Source organism: Adlercreutzia equolifaciens DSM 19450, assembly GCF_000478885.1.
GTDB lineage: Bacteria > Actinomycetota > Coriobacteriia > Coriobacteriales > Eggerthellaceae > Adlercreutzia > Adlercreutzia equolifaciens.
The window spans coordinates 2,467,011-2,488,303 of sequence record NC_022567.1; the positions used below are offsets into that span (position 1 = coordinate 2,467,011).

At 60.7% G+C, this 21,293-nt stretch carries 18 protein-coding genes and 1 pseudogene; 8 read left to right on the forward strand and 11 right to left on the reverse strand.

Annotated features, from left to right (window positions below; all coding sequences use genetic code 11):
• Window positions 1–13 precede the first annotated feature (13 nt).
• Window positions 14–1,687: a response regulator transcription factor gene (locus AEQU_RS09950; protein ID WP_022740979.1), complete on the reverse strand. Its 1,674-nt coding sequence runs from the start codon at window positions 1,685–1,687 to the stop codon at window positions 14–16.
• Between the two features lie 220 nt (window positions 1,688–1,907).
• On the opposite strand from AEQU_RS09950, the gene AEQU_RS09955 reads away from it, so the two are divergent.
• Window positions 1,908–3,650 (forward strand): FAD-dependent oxidoreductase, encoded by a 1,743-nt coding sequence (locus tag AEQU_RS09955; RefSeq protein ID WP_022740981.1) that lies wholly within the window; start codon window positions 1,908–1,910, stop codon window positions 3,648–3,650.
• Window positions 3,651–3,750: 100 nt separating this feature from the next.
• Here AEQU_RS09955 and AEQU_RS13060 read toward each other — a convergent pair whose 3' ends face one another.
• The 5 genes and pseudogenes from AEQU_RS13060 to AEQU_RS09975 form a co-directional block, all read right to left on the reverse strand.
• Window positions 3,751–4,236 (reverse strand): putative ABC transporter permease, encoded by a 486-nt coding sequence (locus AEQU_RS13060; protein ID WP_280508361.1) that lies wholly within the window; start codon window positions 4,234–4,236, stop codon window positions 3,751–3,753.
• Between the two features lie 27 nt (window positions 4,237–4,263).
• A pseudogene (locus tag AEQU_RS13065) lies at window positions 4,264–5,307 on the reverse strand (O-acetylhomoserine aminocarboxypropyltransferase/cysteine synthase family protein); the annotation flags it as partial.
• Window positions 5,308–5,528: 221 nt separating this feature from the next.
• Window positions 5,529–6,464, reverse strand: coding sequence for a dimethyl sulfoxide reductase anchor subunit family protein (locus AEQU_RS09965; RefSeq protein ID WP_022740987.1), 936 nt, complete (start codon window positions 6,462–6,464; stop codon window positions 5,529–5,531).
• Between the two features lie 3 nt (window positions 6,465–6,467).
• The gene (locus AEQU_RS09970) at window positions 6,468–7,082 is read right to left on the reverse strand and encodes a 4Fe-4S dicluster domain-containing protein (protein ID WP_022740991.1); all 615 of its coding nucleotides are present in this window, start codon (window positions 7,080–7,082) and stop codon (window positions 6,468–6,470) included.
• Window positions 7,079–10,039: a molybdopterin-containing oxidoreductase family protein gene (locus tag AEQU_RS09975; RefSeq protein WP_022740995.1), complete on the reverse strand. Its 2,961-nt coding sequence runs from the start codon at window positions 10,037–10,039 to the stop codon at window positions 7,079–7,081. Before AEQU_RS09975 ends, AEQU_RS09970 begins: the two co-directional genes overlap by 4 nt.
• 331 nt (window positions 10,040–10,370) lie before the next feature.
• Between AEQU_RS09975 and AEQU_RS11980 the strand changes: the two genes are divergently transcribed.
• Entirely contained in the window at window positions 10,371–11,312 is a 942-nt protein-coding gene (locus AEQU_RS11980) for a LysR family transcriptional regulator (protein ID WP_022740998.1), read from the forward strand.
• 74 nt (window positions 11,313–11,386) lie between these two features.
• Here the strand turns inward: AEQU_RS11980 and AEQU_RS09985 are convergent, their stop codons facing one another.
• Together AEQU_RS09985 and AEQU_RS09990 are read right to left on the reverse strand one after the other, a co-directional pair.
• On the reverse strand, window positions 11,387–12,952 hold the full coding sequence (locus AEQU_RS09985) for a putative ABC transporter permease (protein ID WP_022741001.1): 1,566 nt from the start codon (window positions 12,950–12,952) through the stop codon (window positions 11,387–11,389).
• Between the two features lie 412 nt (window positions 12,953–13,364).
• The gene (locus AEQU_RS09990; RefSeq protein WP_022741007.1) at window positions 13,365–14,285 is read right to left on the reverse strand and encodes a hypothetical protein; all 921 of its coding nucleotides are present in this window, start codon (window positions 14,283–14,285) and stop codon (window positions 13,365–13,367) included.
• Between the two features lie 142 nt (window positions 14,286–14,427).
• On the opposite strand from AEQU_RS09990, the gene AEQU_RS12970 reads away from it, so the two are divergent.
• A complete protein-coding gene (locus AEQU_RS12970; RefSeq protein ID WP_022741011.1) occupies window positions 14,428–15,009 on the forward strand; it encodes a response regulator transcription factor in 582 nt (193 codons plus the stop codon).
• Window positions 15,010–15,022: 13 nt separating this feature from the next.
• The gene (locus AEQU_RS10000) at window positions 15,023–15,460 is read left to right on the forward strand and encodes a virulence RhuM family protein (RefSeq protein WP_022741014.1); all 438 of its coding nucleotides are present in this window, start codon (window positions 15,023–15,025) and stop codon (window positions 15,458–15,460) included.
• Here the strand turns inward: AEQU_RS10000 and AEQU_RS10005 are convergent.
• On the reverse strand, window positions 15,457–16,263 hold the full coding sequence (locus tag AEQU_RS10005) for a spermidine synthase (RefSeq protein ID WP_051353429.1): 807 nt from the start codon (window positions 16,261–16,263) through the stop codon (window positions 15,457–15,459). The two genes, AEQU_RS10000 and AEQU_RS10005, sit on opposite strands and share 4 nt — an antisense overlap.
• 164 nt (window positions 16,264–16,427) lie before the next feature.
• On the opposite strand from AEQU_RS10005, the gene AEQU_RS10010 reads away from it, so the two are divergent.
• Window positions 16,428–16,739: a hypothetical protein gene (locus AEQU_RS10010; RefSeq protein ID WP_022741020.1), complete on the forward strand. Its 312-nt coding sequence runs from the start codon at window positions 16,428–16,430 to the stop codon at window positions 16,737–16,739.
• Between the two features lie 272 nt (window positions 16,740–17,011).
• On the opposite strand, the gene AEQU_RS10015 is transcribed toward AEQU_RS10010, so the two are convergent.
• Both AEQU_RS10015 and AEQU_RS11985 read right to left on the reverse strand, forming a co-directional pair.
• A complete protein-coding gene (locus AEQU_RS10015) occupies window positions 17,012–18,142 on the reverse strand; it encodes a hypothetical protein (protein WP_041714694.1) in 1,131 nt (376 codons plus the stop codon).
• A 68-nt stretch (window positions 18,143–18,210) separates the two neighbouring features.
• A complete protein-coding gene (locus AEQU_RS11985; protein ID WP_022741028.1) occupies window positions 18,211–18,894 on the reverse strand; it encodes a YiiX/YebB-like N1pC/P60 family cysteine hydrolase in 684 nt (227 codons plus the stop codon).
• A 322-nt stretch (window positions 18,895–19,216) separates the two neighbouring features.
• Between AEQU_RS11985 and AEQU_RS10025 the strand changes: the two genes are divergently transcribed.
• From AEQU_RS10025 to AEQU_RS10035, 3 genes are all read left to right on the forward strand, one after another.
• Window positions 19,217–19,942: an RNA polymerase sigma factor gene (locus AEQU_RS10025; protein ID WP_144079489.1), complete on the forward strand. Its 726-nt coding sequence runs from the start codon at window positions 19,217–19,219 to the stop codon at window positions 19,940–19,942.
• Window positions 19,943–20,066: 124 nt separating this feature from the next.
• Window positions 20,067–20,603 (forward strand): hypothetical protein, encoded by a 537-nt coding sequence (locus AEQU_RS10030; protein ID WP_144079490.1) that lies wholly within the window; start codon window positions 20,067–20,069, stop codon window positions 20,601–20,603.
• Window positions 20,604–20,995: 392 nt separating this feature from the next.
• Window positions 20,996–21,277: a hypothetical protein gene (locus tag AEQU_RS10035; protein WP_022741040.1), complete on the forward strand. Its 282-nt coding sequence runs from the start codon at window positions 20,996–20,998 to the stop codon at window positions 21,275–21,277.
• Window positions 21,278–21,293 lie beyond the last annotated feature (16 nt).

A 21,293-nucleotide genomic window follows, 5' to 3' on the forward strand; every position in this document is an offset into this window, starting at 1 on the left:
TCGGGAGATATGTCTAGCGGGCCTCCACCTTGTCGAGGAGTTCCTGTCGGTTGTTGACCAGGGCCTTCTCGTAGATGTGGCGCACGTGGGTCTTCACGGTGCCCGTGGTCACGAACAGCTCGTTGGCGATGTAAGGAAGGGTGCGACCGCGCACCAGCAGTGAGAGGATCTCCGTCTCGCGGGCCGTTAGTCCTACTGCCCGCGCAAAAACAGCGGCGGAATCTTCTCCCTGCGCTCCGACGCCAGCGGCACAATCACCATTCGGCAGCGTTGCAGCCTCGGTGGTGCCGCCGTCCTCAAAGAGCCGTTCTCCTGCCGCAACACCAGAAGAGCCGCGTCCAGCAGCAGCAGCCTTAACCCGATCGGCGCCTCTCGTTTCGGCTTCCGTTTCTTCCGTACCGCCGTCTTTCTCCTCGTTCCCCTCTTCCCCCACCTGCGCGGCTCGGGCCACCACCATGAAGAACAGCGCGAGCACACCGGCGCCGCATACGGCAGACAGTAGCAAGGGCGTCTCTCCCGCCATCTGAAACAGCAGCTTGCCGACGAGGTTCCCCGCGAGCACCACGGCGCTGATCAGCGCTTGGCCCACACCGAAAGCCACCAAGGGGGACAAGCCCCGAAGACGGGTGCTGCGCGTCACCACCACATAGACGAGCGGCTGGAAGAACAGCGTGCAGCCCTGAACGAGCGCCCCTCCGACCGGCACCGCCGCCGCGCCGAGCACCAGAATGGCCACAAGACCCACGACGCTGAAGGTGACGGTGATGCGATACAGCTGCGCTACGGAGAAGGCCGCCCGCTCAGCCGTCAGGGGCACGAGCGCCATGGTGGCGATGCAGGCGCAAAGAGCGATGCCGCCCGGGTAAAGGCTGTCGGCCCCCTCGTAGGAAGTGCCCATGATGACCGAGGCCATCACGTTGCCCACAAGGGCCGCCACGGCAATCACCCCCAGCGAGCGCCACGGAAGCGCATGCAGCTCGCGCGAGCCGGCCGTCACCTCACCGGGAGCCTTCCCGGAGGAACCCGGCGAACCCGCTATGTCGGTGGAGAGAGCAGAGGAGGGGAACACCTCGGGAGCAAGCCCCGAACGTGCCGAGGCATCCCAGAACCAGAGGCCCCAGGAAGCTATGGGCAGAAAGACAACAACGACCTGGGCCGCCACGACAAAGGGCGTTGCGACGTAAAGCAAGAGAATTACGAAATAGATCCCATAGGCCACGAGGAACGAGACCATGACGACTGCCGACACATCCCTCGACTCCAAGGAGTAGCGGGCGCCCCAGGCGCAGCCGAGCAGCGTTCCCGCCACCCCGCATATCGCCCCGCAGCCGACGAGGGGCCATGGCGCGTCGATCGCCACCGTCAGCGGAAGCAGCGCGCTCGCCAGCGCGAGCAGCGAGGCACACGCCAGCAGCACGCCGCGCCCCACCGCGACGGAATGCTTCCGCAAAGCGAGGACGATGGCCACAGCGGCAACCACCACCGCACCTTGGGAGACGAAGAAACCGACTTCGATGCCGACGCCGCCGACCGGTCGCTCGGCGGGAATGAGCACGGGGCTCAGATACGCCAGAAACCCCCAAGCCCACAGACAGGCCGAGCCGAACACCGCCCGGCCCCAGCCCACGCGGTGGGCGCCCCGCACCGCCTCGGCACCTTCTCGTTCATTTAGCACAGCCCCAGCCACCACACGCTCCTCTCTTGAACGGGAGTAAGTATCGCACAGATCAGTGCGGCCATCACGAACAACCACGGGAGACGACATGACTTTGACCTGCGTTTTCTCAAATATCTACCGTTTCGGTAGATGGGGTTAGCGCACCTGGCGAGCAAAGATAGGGCCACCGCGTTGAGGCTCCGGCAAAGGGCCGGCACCCGACGCCGAGAGACACGATGGAGGGAACATCATGACCGAATGCACCCAACCCAGCACCCCGTCCGCCCCGTGCCCAACGGGCAGCTCGAACCCCGCCGCGGCGCCTTCCGTGAGCCGGCGCGGCTTCCTCTCCGGCGCGGCCGTCGCCGCCGGGGCCGCCGCCCTCGCAGGCCTTGCGGGTTGCGCGCCCAAGACCCAGGCCGAAGTCGCAGGCGAGACCATAGCCGCCGACGATGCGGCGACCGGCGGCGCCATGCAGACCACCGATCCCGCCAAGGCCGTCTGGCCCGTGGTGGAGGAAGTGGAAGTGGGCTCGGCCGGCGAGGGAGTGGTCGCTTTCGTGGCAGAGCCCATCGCCGCCGATGAGATCGTCGCCACCCACGACGTGGACGTCGTCGTCTGCGGCCTGGGACCGGCCGGCGACGCTGCCGCCCTGGCCTGCGCCGAGCAGGGCCTGAAAACCGTGGCCGTGGAGAAGCAGAACCGCGGCAACTACAACTCGGCCACCATCGGCGGCACCAATTCCGAGCTGCACAAGTTCTGGGGCATGGAGTACGACACCACCGAGTGGATGTCCGACGCCATGATCGGCTGCTCGTTCCAGGCGGACATGACGCTGTACCAACACTACCTCGAAAAGAACGGCGAAGCCGTGAACTGGTACATCAGCCACTTCGACAACCAAGACTTCAACGACTACCCCCTCACCTTCGCCGCCGGCGACTTCCCCGACTTCCGCGAGCAGTACGACCCCACGGCGCTCAGCCGCTCGTGGAACACCTCGCTGAATCTCCCCTACCCTCCCGGTGAGCTGGCCGATATCCTCGCTGGCATCCTCACCGAGGCCGGCGTCGAGATCCGCTACGAGACCCCGGCCTGCCAACTGGTGGCCGACGACGCGGGCTCCGTGACCGGCGTCATCGTGAAGAGCGCCGACGGGTACGAGCAGTACAACTGCGCCAAGGGCGTCGTGCTGGCCACCGGCGGCTACGAGTTCAACCAGCAGATGCTGAAAGAGCGCTGCCGCCCGCGCAGCGTGCCGGGCCGCTGGCTCACCGGCGCCTTCGGCAACACGGGCGATGGCCTTCAAATGGGCGTGGCCGTCGGCGCTGCCGAGGATGAGTTCCCGCAGTCCATCATGCTCGATCCCGAGCAGCTCATGCCCTTCGTGCGCGTGAACAAGCTCGGCAAGAGGTTCACCCCGGAGTACGACCCTTACGGCCAGCTGGCCATGGCCATCCAGTACCAGCCCGGCACCTACGATTTCTACATCGTGGACAGCGCCCTGGACACCAAGATCGACAAGGTTTGGACGCCGAGTTCTTCCTGCTACGGGCCCAAGGAGCAGTGGGTAGCTGCTGCCCAGAGCGAGAACGCCTTCAAGGCCGACACCCTGGAAGAGCTGGCCGAGCTCATGGAAGTGCCCGCCGACACCTTCGTGGAGACTATCAACCACTGGAACGAGATGTGCGCCGCCGGCGCCGACACCGACTTCGACATGCCCGGCTCCATGATGATGACCATCGATCAGCCGCCGTTCTACGCCACCAAGGAGTTCGCCGACGGCCTGTGCACCACGGGCGGTCTCATCGTCGACACCGAGTGCCGCGTGCTCGACAAGGATCGCCAGCCCATCGAGGGCCTGTTCGCGGCAGGCATCGTGTCCGGCGGCATGTTCTACAACACCTATCCGCACCACCTGAACTGCCTCTCGCACACGCGCAACTGCCTGATGGGCTACACCATCGGCCAGGTGCTCGGCGGCAAGGAGTAGCTCCTCATCCCCACTTATTCCGATAGGGCGCCTTCCCTCCCCGCGCCCTGCACGCGAACGGGCGGCCGCCAAGCGCGCCGCCCGTTTCGTTGTCGTCCTTCTACCCGCGCACCGCGTCCGAGGGCACGATGGTCATCGATTGGAAGCGGTCGGCCATGCAGGTATCGCCGAACTCGTGATCGTAGAACTGCTGGATGGGCGTGTCGATGGGGTCGTGGGACAGGCGCATGTACCAGCAGTCGAGGGCCTGCAGGGTCATGACGGCGTCGGCCAGCATGAGCACGGCGCACGCGGTGGTGAGCACGTAGCGCCAGTTCCGCGGGATGAGGTTCACGAGCCTCAGCATGAACGGCAACAGCAGTTTTATCCACACCACGCCGAGCAGACCCCAGCAGGCCATGAACGGAAGGCACGTGCGACCGCCGAACAGCGAGCCGGGCATGTTGGAGTAATCCCAGGCCACAGCACCGAACGCATACTGCATGAACAGGCTTACGAACGCCTCGAACGCACCGCCGATGACCGCCGCCACGAGGAAGATGACGAGCCAATTGCTTTTGTGGAAGCGGTTGAGGAAGATGGGCATGAGGTTTAACAGCAGTAACCGCAACGGGCGGATGAGGTCGGCGCTGATGCCGGCCGCCTCAAGCTCCGCGTCGTTCATCTGCCGGTGCGTGGCGTTGGCCGGGTGAAGCACGCAGGTGCGCGCGTCGGCCACATGGGTGGCGATCTGGGCCAGGCGCAGGTTCTTCATGAACGTCTCGGCCGCCGCGCGCCCGCCGGCCACGCCGAAGCTCACCACGCCGCAGGATCCGTCCGGCAGGTACTTCGCCGCCAGCGCCGCCTCGGAGTCGCCGGCAAGCGAGGGATGGCGCACCCAGGCCACCTTCGGGTGGGCCGCCAAGTGCTCGGCCACCGCGCGCCCGTTCTCGGCGTGCCGGGCCATGCGCAGATGCAGGCTCTCAAGCCCCAAATTGATGAGGAAGGCGTTCTGCGGCGACTGGATGGAGCCCAGATCGCGCATGAGCTGGGCCGTCGCCTTGGTGATGTAGGCGCCCTCCAGACCGAAGCGCTCGGCGTACACCACGCCGTGGTAGCTCTCGTCGGGCGTCGTGAGCCCCGGGAACTTGTCGGCGTGGGCGCTCCAGTCGAAGCGGCCCGCATCCACGATGACGCCTCCGACGGAAGCGCCGTGGCCGTCCATGTACTTGGTGGTGGAGTGGGTCACGATGTCGGCGCCCCACTCGATGGGGCGGCACAGCACCGGCGTGGGGAAGGTGTTGTCCACGATGAGCGGCACGCCGTGAGCGTGGGCCGCCGCCGCGAAGCGCTCGATGTCGAGCACCGCCAGCGCCGGGTTCGCGATGGTCTCGCCGAAGACGCACTTCGTGTTGGGCCGGAAGGCGGCTTTGAGCTCCTCGTCGGTGCAGTGCGGATCGACGAAGGTGCACTCCAGGCCCATGCGGCCCATGGTGTGGGCGAGCAGGTTGTAGGTGCCCCCGTAGATGGCCGACGAGGCCACCACGTGATCGCCCGCGCCGGCGATGTTGAACACCGCGAAGAAGTTCGCCGCCTGGCCCGAGGAGGTGAGCATGGCCGCCGCGCCGCCTTCCAACTCCGCGATCTTCGCCGCCACCGCGTCGTTGGTGGGGTTCGCCCATTAGAGGGGCACCAAGCCCGCACCCGTTATAGGAAGTACCCAGCCAATGCCATCGGAAAAACCGAGGAACGCCCCAATGCCGCAGTTCGGAGCGAAAAAGCAGCGGGCCCCCGGAGCGTCATACGACGTCCCAGGGGCCCGATTTTCTATCGGCTCGCTTCCGCAGCGCACCCGTTTGCAAGGGGGTTTGGGGAAAGGTGCCCTGCGAAAAGCGGCTTTTAGTAGAACATGAACACCGATGCACCCGCCGAGTAGAACACCATGCGCAGGCACACGGCACCCACGATCGCGCAGGCGAGGCCGACGCCGGCGAGGGGCACCGCGGGCGCACCCTTGCGACGGCCGAGAACCGCGCATACGACCGGTACCGCGCAGCCGATGACCACCACACCTATCCAGAACAGAAGCGATGCTTCTCCGGACAGAATGTTCGCCGCCTCAGCAGGATTGGCGATGGGATAGTTGGGATGGGTCGGATCCCAATACAGACCCACCTCGGTAAAGGACGCCGCGCTCATCACGACCGACGCGCCCCATGCCACCGAGAGCACGGCGTTGGCGACGGCACCGACCACACCGCTGGTGGCGAGCACCGATCCCGCTCGCGCGACCGCTTCCGTCGAAACGGCTTCCGGGGCATCCTCAGGAACACCTTCCGCATCGGGGAAGAACGCAGCCAAGAGCGTCACCGTCAGCGGGCCGAAGAGGGCGGCGTTACCCAGGTAGGCCAGCCAAAGCAGGGGCGAATCCCAGGCCGGACGGGCCGCCATGTTGTAAGAGTGGCTCATCACCACCACAAGCGCCACCGACACCACGATCGCGGCCACCGCCAGCCACCGGGGCACCACAGGCTCCGGCTTGCGCAGGTACACGAAGTACACCACCATCACCACCGCCATCAGCACGATGACGATAAGCTCCTGGGTAATGCCCGACGTGGGGTTGCCGAAGCCGTTGAAGATGCGATCCCAGTGCTCCAGATGGAAGAACACCGCGATGCCGCCCACGGCCAGCAGCACGACCGACGTCACCAGCGCGGGCATTTGCACCCGCTTGCCGCCACCTGCCAAGGCAAGCATCGCTGCCGTTCCAAATACACCGGCCGACCACGCCATGAACAGCGTGAACAGAATAAGGGGCCATTGCATTTCCATTGCCTACTCCTTTCCCCGCCAGGTGTGGTCGCGCAGGATATAGAGGAACGACGGCCTATTCCCCACATCAGTCAGCGTATGCACATCGTGCTCTCCGTCGAAGGGCTCGCAGAAGTCGCCCATCGTTTTCCCACAAGGCCCGCGGAAGCTCTCGATGCCCTCGTCCAAATCGCCGAACCATTTGGCCATGCCCACGCAATTCGTCACGCACTGGGGCAACTCGCCCTGGGCGATCTGCTGCTCGCAGAGGGTGCACTTCTCCACGACGCGCTCTTCCTCGTTCAGGTAGCGCACACCGTAGGGGCAGCTCATGGCGCAGAACTGGCAGCCAATGCACTTGTCCTTGTCAATCTGCACCGTACCATCAGGCAGCTTATGGCTGGCGCCCGTGGGGCACACCTTCACGCATTCGGGGTTCTCGCAGTGCTGGCACTGTATGGGAAGGAAGTAGAAATCGTGGCTCGGCACCTCGTCCTGGCCCGGCTCATTGGGGCCGATGCGCAGCACCTTGTTCCAGAAGCTGCCGATGGGCACATTGTTTACCATTTTGCACGCACCGTTGCAGGCCATGCAGCCCACGCATCGGTTGCAGTCCACCGCAATGGCGTATCGAGTCATCGCTCGTCCCTCCCTTCGTAAACCGGCGCCCAGTCCTTCAAGCGCGGGTCGTTGGCATCATGAATGATCTCCACCCCGTCATCGGAGCAGGGACATGGATTGCCGAACGGCGAATTCTCTGGAGTGGCCTTGTACACCTTCACGGGATAGCCGCGCACCACCGACGCACCGCAATGGGGGTCATCGATATCGTTGTTGACCAGCTGATTGACCGCCGAGAGCCGCCAGCCGTGCTCGGGAGCGGGCATTTCCGGATACCACCACATATGCTCGGCGTTGATGACGCCGCGCGGAATACCATAGTAGAGATCGACTGTTTGGCGAATCTTGCCTTGGGGGCTCTCGATCCACACCCAATCGCCCTGCTCGACGCCCCAGTCGGCCGCATCTTCTGGGTTGATTTCCACGCGCGGCACCGGCCACACCTCGCGGCACCAGGGCAGCTGGCGATGCTCGCTGTGGAAGTACACGGGGATGCGACGCCCCGTCAGGCAATGCACGGGATACTCTTTCCAAAGCTCGGGATTCTTGTCCATCGTGTCGGGGTGGGGACGATAATCGGGTAGCGCATCCTCAGCACCATGGTAGGTCTCCATAATGGTGCACCAAATTTCCTGCTTCATGGTGGGCGTGTTGAATCCCGGAATAACATTCGATGGGGTGGGGTCTTCCGCCATCGACTTCTTCATAAAGCCAGTCTGGAATCGATAGTAGGTGCCCCAGTCGTCTGGACGCAGCTTCTTCACGTCCCACCAGCCGTTTTCCTGGAATTCCTCAACCAATGCCTTCCACGACGGACCCACTTTGCGCACAGTGTGGTCGAGAATCTCCTCCATCGTGGGATAAGGGTTGTCTTCGTCCCAACCCCAGGGTAGCCCCGCGCGCTCGTACAGATCCTCGACGATCTGCGGATCGTAACGCGTATCGGCTGGAGGCTCCACGCAAGGTACGCACAGTCCCAGCGCGCCACCCGACCCCTGGCTCTGGCGCGGCGAGGGCACCTCCAGCCAGTGCTGAGCTGGCAACAGAACATCGGCCATTTCAGCGGTGGGATGGTGCCACAGGTCGATGTCGAACATGAAGTCCAGCTGGGCAAGGGTGTCCCACGCCATCGTGGTATTGCCCATGTTCAGAAAGTCTCCAGACTGGCACACGCATCCCTTCACCGGATAAGGCTCGCCCGTGACGCCCGCCTCCCAAACCGTATTGGCGTTCGCCCAGTTCGTCCACCACGCGAACAGCGGATGCGTGTCGCGCCCCAGTTGCTTCTCCATAATTTCCGGATGGAACTTCGGGTTATCCAACAGGGGCGATTGGGGAAGGCTGTCGAAAGAGCCCATATACGTGACGTCTATCTTCGTGGAGCCGCGCTGACCGCCGGGGCCGTCGGTGTTCCCGGTAATAGCGGTGAGCAGCTCGATGGCCCGGCAATTCATGATGGCATTGCCGTGATGCTCTACCGCCAACTGGTACATGATACCGCCATTGCCCCAACGCGGATCTACCCGCGTGCCGTACACAAGGGCCGCTTCGGTCACCTTTTCCGCAGGAACTCCGGTGATGGATTCCGATTTCTCGGGCGCATATTCAGCGCAACGTTCAGCGAACTTCTGCCAAACGGGAATGGCTGTGTGCTTCGTGCCATCGGCGAAAGTTACTTCGAATGTCCCCTCGGTAGCAGGATCAATGGACTCGAAATCATCTAGCTCGGGAGACCACGCCTGCATGTGGCCCTCCCGCACGTTCGCCTCTCCCCATTGACCCGGGAAGTTCTCCTTTGACCAATGCTCCTCGAAGCCGGATCCGTCATAGCGCTTGTAGGGCTTCTCCCCTTCCCAGATGCCGCACTCCGGATCGGTGGCGGGATCGTAGTCGGGATTGGCCTTTGCCTGGTCGGCCGAAGCGTTGAACCACTTCAACGAATTGGACGCCTTGTCCCACACCATGTACTTCCAGGGACTTCCGTCTTCCTGCAGATCTGCCTGGGTCAACAACTTGGTCTTCACCATTGTTGTGGCATTGTACGTATGAGGAATGGGCGGTCCCGAGGGCTCCTTATCATCTACCACAAGGAAGCACGCATTGGTCCAGCGCTTCACGAACTTCCAATCCACCAGGTCATTCTCGATGATCACGTGACACATGGCCAGGGCGAGCGCTGCGTCGGTTCCGCCCTTCAGCGCCAGATGAATGTCCGCCTCCTTGCCCAGGTTTGTTGTGCGCGGATCCACCGAGATAAATGTCTGAGCCTGCATGGCCTCATCAACTACCGAGCGGCCTGCCTCATCATAGTTGGAGCCCTCGGGCGTGGAGGCCCAGATGGTGAACACTGGAGGCCGTTCCACCGTGGCCGACCAACTGTGGTTGAATTCGGAGGTGAGTGCCGAAGCAAAGTGGCGCGGTCCCTTACACACCTGCCATGCCACCACGTTGTTAGGGGTCATGAACCAGCTATCATAGCCGTTGTAGGGGGACATGCTCCAGATACGCCCCGTGCCTCCCATGGTGAACAGCGACTGGCCACCGTATTTGTCCTTTACCTGCTGAACGCCGGCCACAATGATGTCCAGTGCCTCATCCCAGCTAATGCGCACCCAGCCTGGATCCTCTCCCTTGGGGTTGGTACGCTTCATTGGATGGTACAGGCGGTCAGGATGGTAGCACGCCTGCAGCGACGCGACCGACTTGTTGCAGCAGCTGCCCATGGTGTGGGGCGCTGTCTCGTCGCCCTCGATCTTTACGGCCCGGCCGTTCGCCACGGTCACCCACACACCGCACTCCATCTTCCCGCATCCGCGACAGCAACTGCGAATGCGTTTGACTTCGCCCACACCATCTGCGGCAGTGTGCGAAGTTTCGGCCAGAGCGCTTTCCGCATTCAGAACAAGATTCGCCGCAACTGCCGTGACCGCCGCCGTTTTCAGGAAGCTCCGTCGGGACAAGTTCAATGAGCCCATTTCTCCTCCTTCTCTTTCCTCGTGGGGTTTTCCCGCATGGATCCGAGCCCGTACTCACGCATCTCCTCCCAGCAAATCGGACCGGTCGGCTACAATGCTGAGAGCGGCACTCGTCTAGCGGATTGTGCAATCAGTCTATCGCGCTGCTCCCAGCGATGGTGGTGCATTCTTTCTAGCCTTTACGCAGACCACGACGCCCTGTTGCGCAGCCGCCTAGCCTCATGCGCTCGCCTCCTACGGTGATGTTATATTTGCATCACCAATCCCATGAAGCCGCGCCACCGAACGGAGCCCTATGGCATACTGTTCATGGTTGAGGGAAAGAGGGGATATGGAAATAGAGCATCTACGAGAATTCGCCATCCTCGCACGCCACTTGAATTTTCGCGAGGCCGCAGCAGATCTGCACATCTCGCAATCGGCACTCAGCCGCCACATTGCCGCACTCGAGCAGTTCTACGGCACGGCCTTATTCAAGCGCGATCGCCACGCCGTCTATCTCACCGATGCCGGAGCCTTCCTTCTCGATTACGCCGAGCAACTTTGGGAGCAGTTCTCCCTCTCCCGGGAGCATCTCCAGCGTCTTTTTTCCGGAGAGCGCCACCTGCGTATCAGCGGCATCGTCGGGCACCCTTCGTTTTATCCTTACATCCTTAATGCGGAAACTCGCTTGCGTGCCACCGATCCCACCGTTACCCTGCGGGTCGAGCGCAATACGAGCGCCTCGCTCCTCGAGCAAGTCGAGGCGTTGCAGAGCGATGAGACCGATTGCGCCCTGCTTCTCTCCTCCGTTGCCAGCACCAGGGAGTCCTACGAAAACATGGAGAGCATCCGTCTGGGTCATGTCCCCGTGTCTCTCATCGTGCGACGCGACCATCCCCTTGCCCATGAGCCGCTTCTCACCGCTGACGCGCTCCAGAACGGCCGTTTCGTGCACTTTACCGGCCCCGATTTCTCACCTTACTGGCACGTTTTCAGCCAGTTGCTCGATGAGGCCGAAATAACCTACACGACCGCACCCTACCCCGCCAACAGCGAGTACGACATCATCCGGGCCATTGATGCCATGGGTACCGACCTCTATCTCTCGCCCCGGACTTCCATTCTACCCGCCATCGCCCAAAACCCCGATGCGGCCATCATTCCCCTCGTCGGCGAAGAACTTACCCTGGACCTGGATTTGCTCTACCGCCCGGGGCACAAGGAAGATCTCGTGCGCCTGGTCGCTCCGTGCCTCGAAGGCGCCTTCGCCGCATTCAACGCAACTCTGTAGGTGGGCACCGTCGGCCCACCCCGCACTTCACTCGGATCCCCGCATGGCCGCGCATCCCCAGGCTTACGGCGCCCCTACTTCCCGCGCACGGCGTCGGCGGGGTGGATGGTCATGGATTGGAAGCGGTCGGCCATGTAAGCGTCGCCGAACTCGTGATCGTAGAACTGCTGGATGGGCGTGTCCACCGGGTCATGGGACAGGCGCATGTACCAGCAGTCGAGGGCCTGCAGGGTCATGACGGCATCCACCAGCATGAGCACGGCGCACGCGGTGGTGAGCACGTAGCGCCAGTTCCACGGGATGAAATTCACGAGCCGCAGCATGAACGGCAACAGCAGCTTTATCCACACCACGCCGAGCAGCCCCCAGCAGGCCATGAACGGCAGGCACGTGCGGCCGCCGAACAACGATCCGGGCATGTTGGAGTAATCCCAGGCCACCGCGCCGAACGCGTACTGCATGAACAGGCTTACGAACGCCTCGAACGCGCCGCCGATGACAGCCGCCACAAGGAAGATGACAAGCCAGTTGCTTTTGTGGAAGCGGTTGAGAAAGATGGTCATGAGCACCGCGCCGCACCCGTAGATGGGCGAGAACGGGCCGAACAGCAGGCCCGCGCGGTCCTGCCACTGGCCCGGCACCACGAACAGAAAGTGGACGATCTCCTCCATGAGCAGCCCCAGCACGCTGGCCACAACGAAGATCCAGAACAGGTTGAAGAAGTTCAGCGTGATGTAGCCCTTGCCCGAGGGGTCGCGACCGAGCGTGCCGGCCTCCCCCTCCGCGTGCTCCTCGGCCTCGCGGGCCTTGCGATGGGCGCGGCGTTCTTCGAGCAGCGAGGGGTCGAGGTAGCTTTGCAGCGCCACGGTGACCGCGAAACCGACGCCGTAGGGAATAAGCTCGTAGCCGATGCCGGCCAGCATGATGGAGCACAGGGCCCCGGCCAGAAGGAGCACGTACAACCCGTAGGAGAGCAGCGCCGCCCAGCGCCGCTGGTTGCGGATGAGGCGCACGCCGAACACAATGAGCGTGACGGCGAGGGCCACCAGCACGGCCAGATTCACGAAGGTCACCACGATGGTGGAGATGCCCTCCCCGCGCATAGCCCCAGAGTCGAACATGGTCACAGCCTGATACATGGTCTTCGCGATGACCGGCAGCGCGACGCCCGAGCCGATAATGAGCAGCACGCCGAACACGCGCAGCACCACCGGCAGGCGCTTCTTGTCGGCGGGGCTGGTGAATTCGGCAGCGATAGTGGCCGCGGTCTCATCAAGGGCGTGCTTTTTCTCGGCTAGAGCCTCCTTAGCGTCATCGACAATGACGCTCGGGTGCTCCACGGCGCGCACGACATCGCGGGCCTCGTCGGCGGCGTGGGCGAGCTTTTCCTCGGCCGCATGCACGATGCGCTCGGGGTGGCGCGCGTCGTCTAAAGCCTCGCGGATCTCTTCTTTGTCGCGAGCAACGTCGGCCACCAACTCGGCATGATCGTTGTGCAGCTGATCGTGCCATTCGCGATGAGTTTCAGCCACGTCGGCCTTTTCGAATTCCACGGCCTTCTCAAGGTCGTCCCGCAGGTCGGCCTCGGCCTTGCGCGCGGCCTCTTCCAGGTGATCTACATGGCGTTTTTCGTCTCCCATGGCCGGCCTCCTTTTCCCTGAACGCGTGTCTCGGCATCCAGTGTAAAGGGGCGCTCTGTGAAACCATGACCAACTGACGCAACGTCTGCCAACCCGATAAGCCCTCGTTATGCAGCGGTTACGGGAAACAAGCGGCCGGCGGCCTATCCCCAGCAGGCGATGAACATCGCAATGCCCACGAACACGACGGCTAGCCCCATAACGGCCATAATGTCGCTCAACTTGTGCACGTCAGCCTCCTCGCGCTCGTTCTGCTCTGATTCTCTATCTACTAGACGTTTGGGAAGCCCGCTTTGTTGCACGCCCCACCCACCTTCCACAAAAGCAGCACGAACCAGAGAGCGCCTCGACCGCGAAAGAGGGCTACAAAGAAACGCGCAGGACAAGAACGTCGAGCAGGCGCCTCGCCAATCTAGCGCCCGAGGATCCCGTCGGTGTAGGCGTTGCGCGGGTGCACTTGGGCGGCATCGCGAGCGTTCGCCAGCTTCAGGGCGATAACGCGCCACGGGCTGCAATCGAGATACGCAACTTCCATGGCCGAAAGATCGGCATTATCGATGCCGTCCTGCTCGGCGAAGCTGTTGCGGTAAATGACGAAGGCGTAGCGGATCGTGCGCGTCTCACCCGGCATCAGCGTGTCATACCCGCCGGCAAGGCCCACTATGAAGTCATCGCCACCAAGAGGATACAGCGCTGCTTGAGCATAATTGTCTGGAAGCATCCCGGCATCCATCATCGCGTTATCGCCCGTGAAGGCGGCACACCGCAGCACAGGGTTCGGCGGCGCCGCGGATTCGGTGCCGAGGTTGCCAACTTCTACATCGACCACCACCATGCGAACGTCCTCGTCGGCAAACAGCATTCCCGAGCCTGCTGAGAGGTTCGTCTCGGCATACAGCGGATACCATTCCGTAAACGCCGCCTGAGACACCATGGCGCAATCGACGACGCGGGCCGAGAACGGGGCGATCTCCTCATCCCAACCCTCGCTTTCCATCGCGGCTTGTCTCTCGGCTTCGGTCTTGGAATCCCAGTCCTCCTGCAGGTAGGGGCTTGCCTCCAGGTCGTATTTCATTCCCCAGTCCAAGTCATCCAGCACGACGGTCTCGCCAAAAGGAACTTTCACAATCTCCTCGGCCTTCCAATGGGGAGCGTAACCCGATGACATCCCCGTCGGCGTCTCCTGGGTTAAGGTAGCGCGTGCGGGCTGAGCGATAAAATGCGGAATCATCCAGGCGAGCGCCGCCAGAAGCACTCCTATGGCCGCAACGCCGACAACAACGCGGATCGCCCGGTTCGGCCCTGGCGCCTTCAAGCTCGTTTCTTCGGCCATAGCTCGCTCCTTTTCGCTCGATTACCGAGCCCAAACTAGCATGGGATCAGGCCAAAGGGCAATGGTGAGGTTTTTCACCCTAGGGCAAGCGCCTGCGATAAGATAAAGTGAGAGGCATCCAATCGGAAAAGGAGCCGAACCCGTGATTCCCTTCGCCAGCTTCATTATCGTCTTTTCCGCCCTAATCGGCGTAGGCGCGGCCTGCGCGGCCGTTGGGCAAGCTTGCTTTCGCCGACGCAGCGACGATGTGAGCACACGGCTGGCGGTACTGTGGTCGGTCGCGAGCATCGGGCTCTCCATTGTCGTGCCGGCACTGGATGGATTTCAGGCATCCAAAACGGCCGCGATCGCCTCAGCGGCGCTGCTGGCAGCAACCGCACTGGCCTCCTTTTTCCTAAGTCGTTACTGGCGCGAAGCCGCCATGAAGCGCGAGGCAGATCGTTTGCAACTGGCGAAAAGCGGCTACGCTGACTCGCAGCTGGCCGACCCGGAGGTGCCGCAAGAGCCTGATATCGAAGCCCTCTGCGCCAAGGCCGCCCGCACCTACGACCTCACCCGCCGCGAAGAGGATGTGCTGCGCCTCCTCGTTGAAGGGCGCACGGCACCGCAAATCGCCGAGGAGCTCGTCGTCTCGCCCAACACCGTGAAAACCCACGTGCGCAACCTCTATCGAAAGCTCGGCATCAACCGCCGCGCCGACCTCGCCTGCCGCCTCGGGAGCTAAAGGAGACTTGAGCATGTCTGAAGCAGCTAGCACATCGAACATCGTCCTTTTCGAATCCTCCGATGGGGAGGTGAGATTAGATGTCGCGGTTGACGTCGGAAAGGACGAGATCTGGCTCAACCGCTCTCAGATGTCTCTCCTGTTCGATCGCGATGTCAAAACCATTGGCAAGCATATCGCCAACGCGCTTAAGGAGGAATTGGAGAACTCACCGAAACCAACTGTCGCAAAATTTGCGACAGTTCAAAAAGAGGGGAATCGCGAGGTAGAGCGGCAGGTCGAATACTACAACCTCGACGTCATCATCTCGGTGGGCTACCGCGTGAAGTCTCAGCGCGGCGTTGAGTTCCGTCGCTGGGCCACCGACGTCCTGCGTCGTTATATCGTCGAGGGCCGCGCCGAGAACGAGAAGCGCCTGATCGACGGGCTATCATCGTGCAGCTGCCCCTAATCCCCGTAGGGGATGACGCCTGTGAAAGGGTAGGAGCCGTCGGTGGCTATGAGGAGGTAGTTGTCGGCGCCGCCGAACTCGTCGTCGGAGGCGTCGATGACGTACACGTTGGCGAAGTGATCGCGCAGGCGTTCCACCTGGGAGAAGAGGCGGTACATGGCATCGCCGGTGTATTCCACGACGCAGTTAGCCATGAGCAGGCCGCCCGGCGTCAAGCGCGCGCGGGCGCAAGCAATGCCCTCGTCGCTAGCGAAGAACGGCACCGCCTCGCGTCCGACGAAGACGTCGTTGATGATGACATCGTAGGGGGCACCGTCCGACCGCCGCAGGAACGCCTCGCCGTCTTCCACGAAGATGCGCAGATCGTCGGCGCGACCCTCGGCGGCCAGCTGCATCTCCAGACGATCAAGGAAGAAACGCTCCCGGGCGATCTGCACCATGGCCGGATCGATTTCCACCACGTCCAGAGCAACGCCCGGATGCTCCAGCAGCAGCTGCTTGGGATAGGCGAACCCGGCGCCGCCGAGCATGAGCGCGCGGTTTACAACCAGCGGGTCCGGCGCCTCGGGAAGCGCCGCCTCGAAGAGGTGGTCGAAGGATCGCAGGTACGCAAAGGGGCACGTTGCCCAACGTTCGTCCAGATAGGTCGCCGACTGCAGCACTCCGCCCACGTTCAGCATGCGCACAAGCGACCCGTCCTCCGCAGGCATCGCATACACCGTCGCCTCCCCGAACCGAGAAGGAAACACCTCGCGCTTCCCCGCGCGCCCGGTAACCCTGTCCCACCAATCCGCCAGCACCATCGCCCCTTTCCGAGCCTGCAACTGCGACCACGGCCGAACCTTATCGCACTCTGTGCCACAGTATCGCACAGAAACCGCCGTGTTAGTTTCAGTTGCTTGCCTGATAGGGCGGCAATCGCTATGGTTGAAAGGAGAATGAGATCATCGGCGACAAGGAGGGCCTTGTGCTGGCCGTCGCCTTCTACGCCATACCAGAGCTCTCGGGTTCCATAGCGATCCAAGAAGCGGCGATCAACCGTACTATCATAGAATACGAGCTCAACGGCCAGGCAAGCCAGTTCGTCATCGACCTAGACGCCTACGACCCCACGACAGCCATCGGCTGCACCGGCTCACCCGTCATAGCCGACGCCGTGAACGCCCAGCAGTTCTACAACATCCCAGGCAGCGCCAGCGAATTCGAAGAAGCCGTCTGCACCTACATAGAAGACCACGGCGGCACCGTCATCTCCATAGAAACCAGCTCAACGGTGTAACGCAGGTCGTCGAAAGTGAGTAGCAACCAGCAGCTCTCACCGCCGTCGGAGAGCTCCTGCTTGATAGAGGCACTCCCCGCCGCCTGGAACGAGGGCGACAGCTCGAAGGGCGCGTCCACCTCGCCGACACGCACCTCCGCATGCCCTACTGCACACCCGCACAGCCCGGCCAAGACAACTGCAACCGCCACCGTGAAAGCGAGAAAGTTTCCATAGCAAGCCCCTTTGCCCATCGCTTGAAACACGACAGACGAAAATTATAACGAGATCACCTAATCCGCATCATTCATTGAAAAAATATTCGATAAATAACTGTAATCGTCGTCCATGGAACTTACAACCACGCTTTTCTCAAGCTCAAAACTATTGGCGTCGTAAGCATACAACTCCCGTTCCCAGCTATTAGCCATATACAGTTTTGTGCCGATCACCACCATCTCCGTGACATCATGAGCCAGCTTTCTAGTCTCCACTTTGCCGCCCGCAAGATCGCAAACGCTAAGATAGCTGCACGTATTTCTCCCCGCAATTACGTCGCAATGAGACACAAGCAACTTGCCGTCGAAAACGGCCATCGCACTGGGGTAGTCCTTCTCGAGCTGAATCCAGCTCAATTCATCCTCAACCAGATCGAACACTCCCACACGACGCAAATCACATCCCTGAGCTTTCTCGAGACTCGTGAAATACAGTTTCCCCTCGTGGACTAAAACCCTGTATTGCCCCGATCCGCAGGCGCTGACATCGTAAATACCGATTTTCTCAAGTTCTTCGCTGAATTGGTAGAGCAGCCCTATCTGGTCCTCTTCTTCCCCAGTGGATCCCTGCCTCTGCGCAAATACCCACAGCGAACCTTCGGCGAAGATCGCACTCGTCACATGGTCATCAGGAATGATGACCTTTTTCACCTCTCCTGTCTCTTTGCTGCAGCGAGAAATAGTGCTCGTCAGATTCAGGTCATTGAAGGCGAAGACATATCGATCGCTCGCCGCTGCACCATTCAAGACCCTCTCATCGACGTCAAAAGGCGTTACCGACAAATCGGTTCTATCTATCTGAAGCACCTCATGGCCTTGCCCCTCCTTGAAGTTGCCATAGGGTGCAACATATACACAAGTACCCACCACGGGCAGATTGCCCCACGCCTGCTCGACCCCAGCAATATCAAGAGGCACTGACCCAATCTCATTAAGATCTTTATCATATAAAACAATGCGGCTTTTATCTATGTTGGATCTTGTTTCTATAATTCCTATTTCTGCATGATCCGCAATATACACATTTCGGCTATCGACTGCGTCCATGCAGACAACGCAACCCGAAGCCCCCAGCAGCAACACCAGCAGGACAAGCGCCTGAACCACCATACGCACGCAAGAGCATCTGTTACCTGAACACATCATGCTGCCTCTTTCGCGAAAAGAGAGGTGACGCGACCTACGTCGAGCCACCTCCGCCCACAAGTAATAGACTACTGCTGCATGTAAAACACGCTCACTCTGCTTGACATAAGCAGCTCAGAGGGATGAATCGCGTTTCCGCATAGCGCAGCATTCTCGAGATTGATGCCGAGAGTATCCTTATATGCCGCCCAGACAAGCTGTGAACAGTAAAACGCTTTCCTAGTGTTGGGGTTATAGAAGTCGTAATTATATGGCTTGCCCATTTGCCCTTTCGCCCAATTCGCTGCCTTATCCTTTTGGGCCTGTGAGATATTCTTTACGTAAGCACCATAGCAGGTCTTATAGCGAGAATACCAATTATTAGACTTTCGCACTACACCCTCCGGCATTGCCTCAATCACAGTGCTTTCGCTGTATATAATACCGGCATGACCAGAAGGAACAACTCCCTTGTACTTATCTTTAGTCACCAAAATGAATCCTTTGGCAATGGGGTATTTCGCCGGCCGTTTCGCAGCTGTCGCATATGGCTGAGCATCCGTTCCAGACACCAGCGTTTCTTCACACACAGCACCGTCTTTCTTGGCCTTGTCATCAACCATCGCCCACAAAGCAGCATCGTCCTGGAAGGACGATGCATCTCCTATATTGGTTGAACTTTCGTCTGCAAATGCCGCAGAGGCAGCCACGAGTGTTAAGGCTAATGCAATGACAGACATTATACCGAGCTTATTCAGGATACAAAGCTTCATTCCTCTACCTTCTCTAAGCGTCGCCCCAGCCGGTCGTCACCGGCCGAGACTGAACTCCGGGAAAATTTTCCTCTCGTCCTTATAAACGTTTGAGAAGACGAAAGCGCAACGAGAATGCAAAAATATATTTCAGAAAATGTCTTCCGTCGTTAATCCATGACTATTTTCGGTGTATTTGCGATTCTGGTTGCGTTTCAATGGTCTCAAACGTAATTGATAGTAAGGCACGCGCAAAGAAGAAGCTCGCGTCTGCAAGATCGGGACGGCCAAAACACCTGAAGGAGGTGAGTAATTGAAAAGCAGCCACTTCGTAGAGGAGGCCATGAACGCCTACCAGGACCTCGTGTTCCGCACCGCCTGCAGTATGCTGAACTCTCTTGAGTCGGCTCGGGACATCACTCAGGAGACATTCGTCAAGCTGTACCAGAGCGACAAGGAGTTCGCCGACGACAGGCATCTGCGCAATTGGCTCGTCACCGTGACACGCAATGCCTGCCGGGATGCGCTTCGCCGCCAAAAGAACGTGGCTATCGAGTTGGTCGACCCCACCGCACCGGACGCCCTCGAGAAGCTGATGGCCGACAAGGCCCAATTGAGCGAGAGCTCAATTCCCATTGACAAAGACGACTACCTTTGGCGGCATGTGGCGCAGCTGCCTGTCGCGCAACGCACGGCCGCGTTCTTGCACTACGCGGAAGATTTATCCATTGCCGAGATCGCCGGCATTATGGAAAAATCGCCTGCCAACATACGTGCTCAGTTGAGTCGCGCCAAAAAGAGCCTAAGGAAGATGATCGATGCCGAACGCAACCAGCGGAAGGAGGACGAACAATATGAGATGGCCCGCCAGAAGACGATTCGAGACCTATCGAAAGCAAGCGCAGTCGCTGAAGCTGGACGACGAAACGAGAGAGCGAACCCTTCGGGTCATACGCTCCTTGGAGGAACGAGAGCAAGACCGGGCATGCGCAGCAGCCACCACCAACAAACAAGCATTTCCCGCCCCAACGACGACGAAGACGGCCATCCCTGCGCTGAAGTCGCCTAACCGCCGCAAGCGCTCCCGCGTGCTGGGCGTCCCCTTCAAAGCGGCCGCATGCGTCGTCCTCACCGTCGGTCTCGCGGCGGTCGCTATCGCCGGAATCTCTCCCGCCGTCGACGAAGAGCGCAGCATGGCAACAGCCTCGTCCCCTCTTTATCCCTATCAGCGCGTGCAGTTCGACTTTAATATGCTGGCTCTATACACCCTCCCCACAAGAGGCGTTTACGCCATAACGCCCACGTTGCTCTGCCTGCCAGGAAACCTGCCCGAGCACATTACCCTGACCGTGCAAAACTCGCACGACGTTATCTTTTCTCCTACCGAATCCGACGAATACCTCAAGCAGGGCAATGGCCCTATGAGTGTCACAACTAATCACGGTAAGATCTGGCTGTTCGCCTCCTATCTCACTGACATTACCTACACAGAGATGGAAGAAGGCCGAACCGTACCCGACGGTTGGTGGTGGGATCCCACCGAAGCGGTTGAGTTAATCGAACGCCTTCGCGACTGCGAGATCATAGTCGAAACAGACGCAGGCGAGCGCTTCGTATACATCTTAAACTTCGACGATCGTCCCACACGAGAGGCTGTCACCGCCAGCCTTTACGCTAAGCAAGGCATCCCTTCATCTTATTTCAACCTCGAAAGAAAAGAGCCCCAGTGAACTTATCTGCCATTTCCCAATCTGCACCAACCATCACCCGCCGTTCTTTTATCGGCATCGCATGTATTGCCGGCATCAGCTTAGCGTTCGATTCGATCTCTGCCTACGCAGCACCTACATGGGGCACATCCCTTAAGAAAACAGTGGGCGGGATCACCTACACCTATGCATCAGGCTATGAGCTTGGGGCAACCCCGCAGGCCTATGTCAGAATCAACGCAAGCAAGTCTGTCGCAGCAAAGACCATGCAAGCTTGCGCATACGTAATCAAGGAATCAAACCTCAACATCGTTGCTTCAAGCGGCTGGGCAAAAAACGCCGGAGGCACCTCCTCCCTTCAAACCAGAGTTGCTTCTTCCTCCCTTAAACTTGGCCTCCGCTCATGCGGGAAAGTGATCATTGCAGGCGTCTCGGGGCAGCTGTGGTGCAACCCCATCAAGCCACGCTCCCTGCCGCCCGAGCTTGCCGTGAACGAGAACGGGCAGACGCTCGGCACGTACCTCGACGCCGAGCGGGGCTCTGTTCCCGACCTGGTGGGCATTGTGGCCGACTCCGGCCTCGACGGCTACGCCTACTGGGAGCAGTTCGACGCCGAGGACTGCCCGGAGGTCATCCCCGTCTACACCGAGGACGGCACCACCCAAATCGGCATCTTCACCTTCGGCGACAAGTAGCGGCGCCTGAATGCAC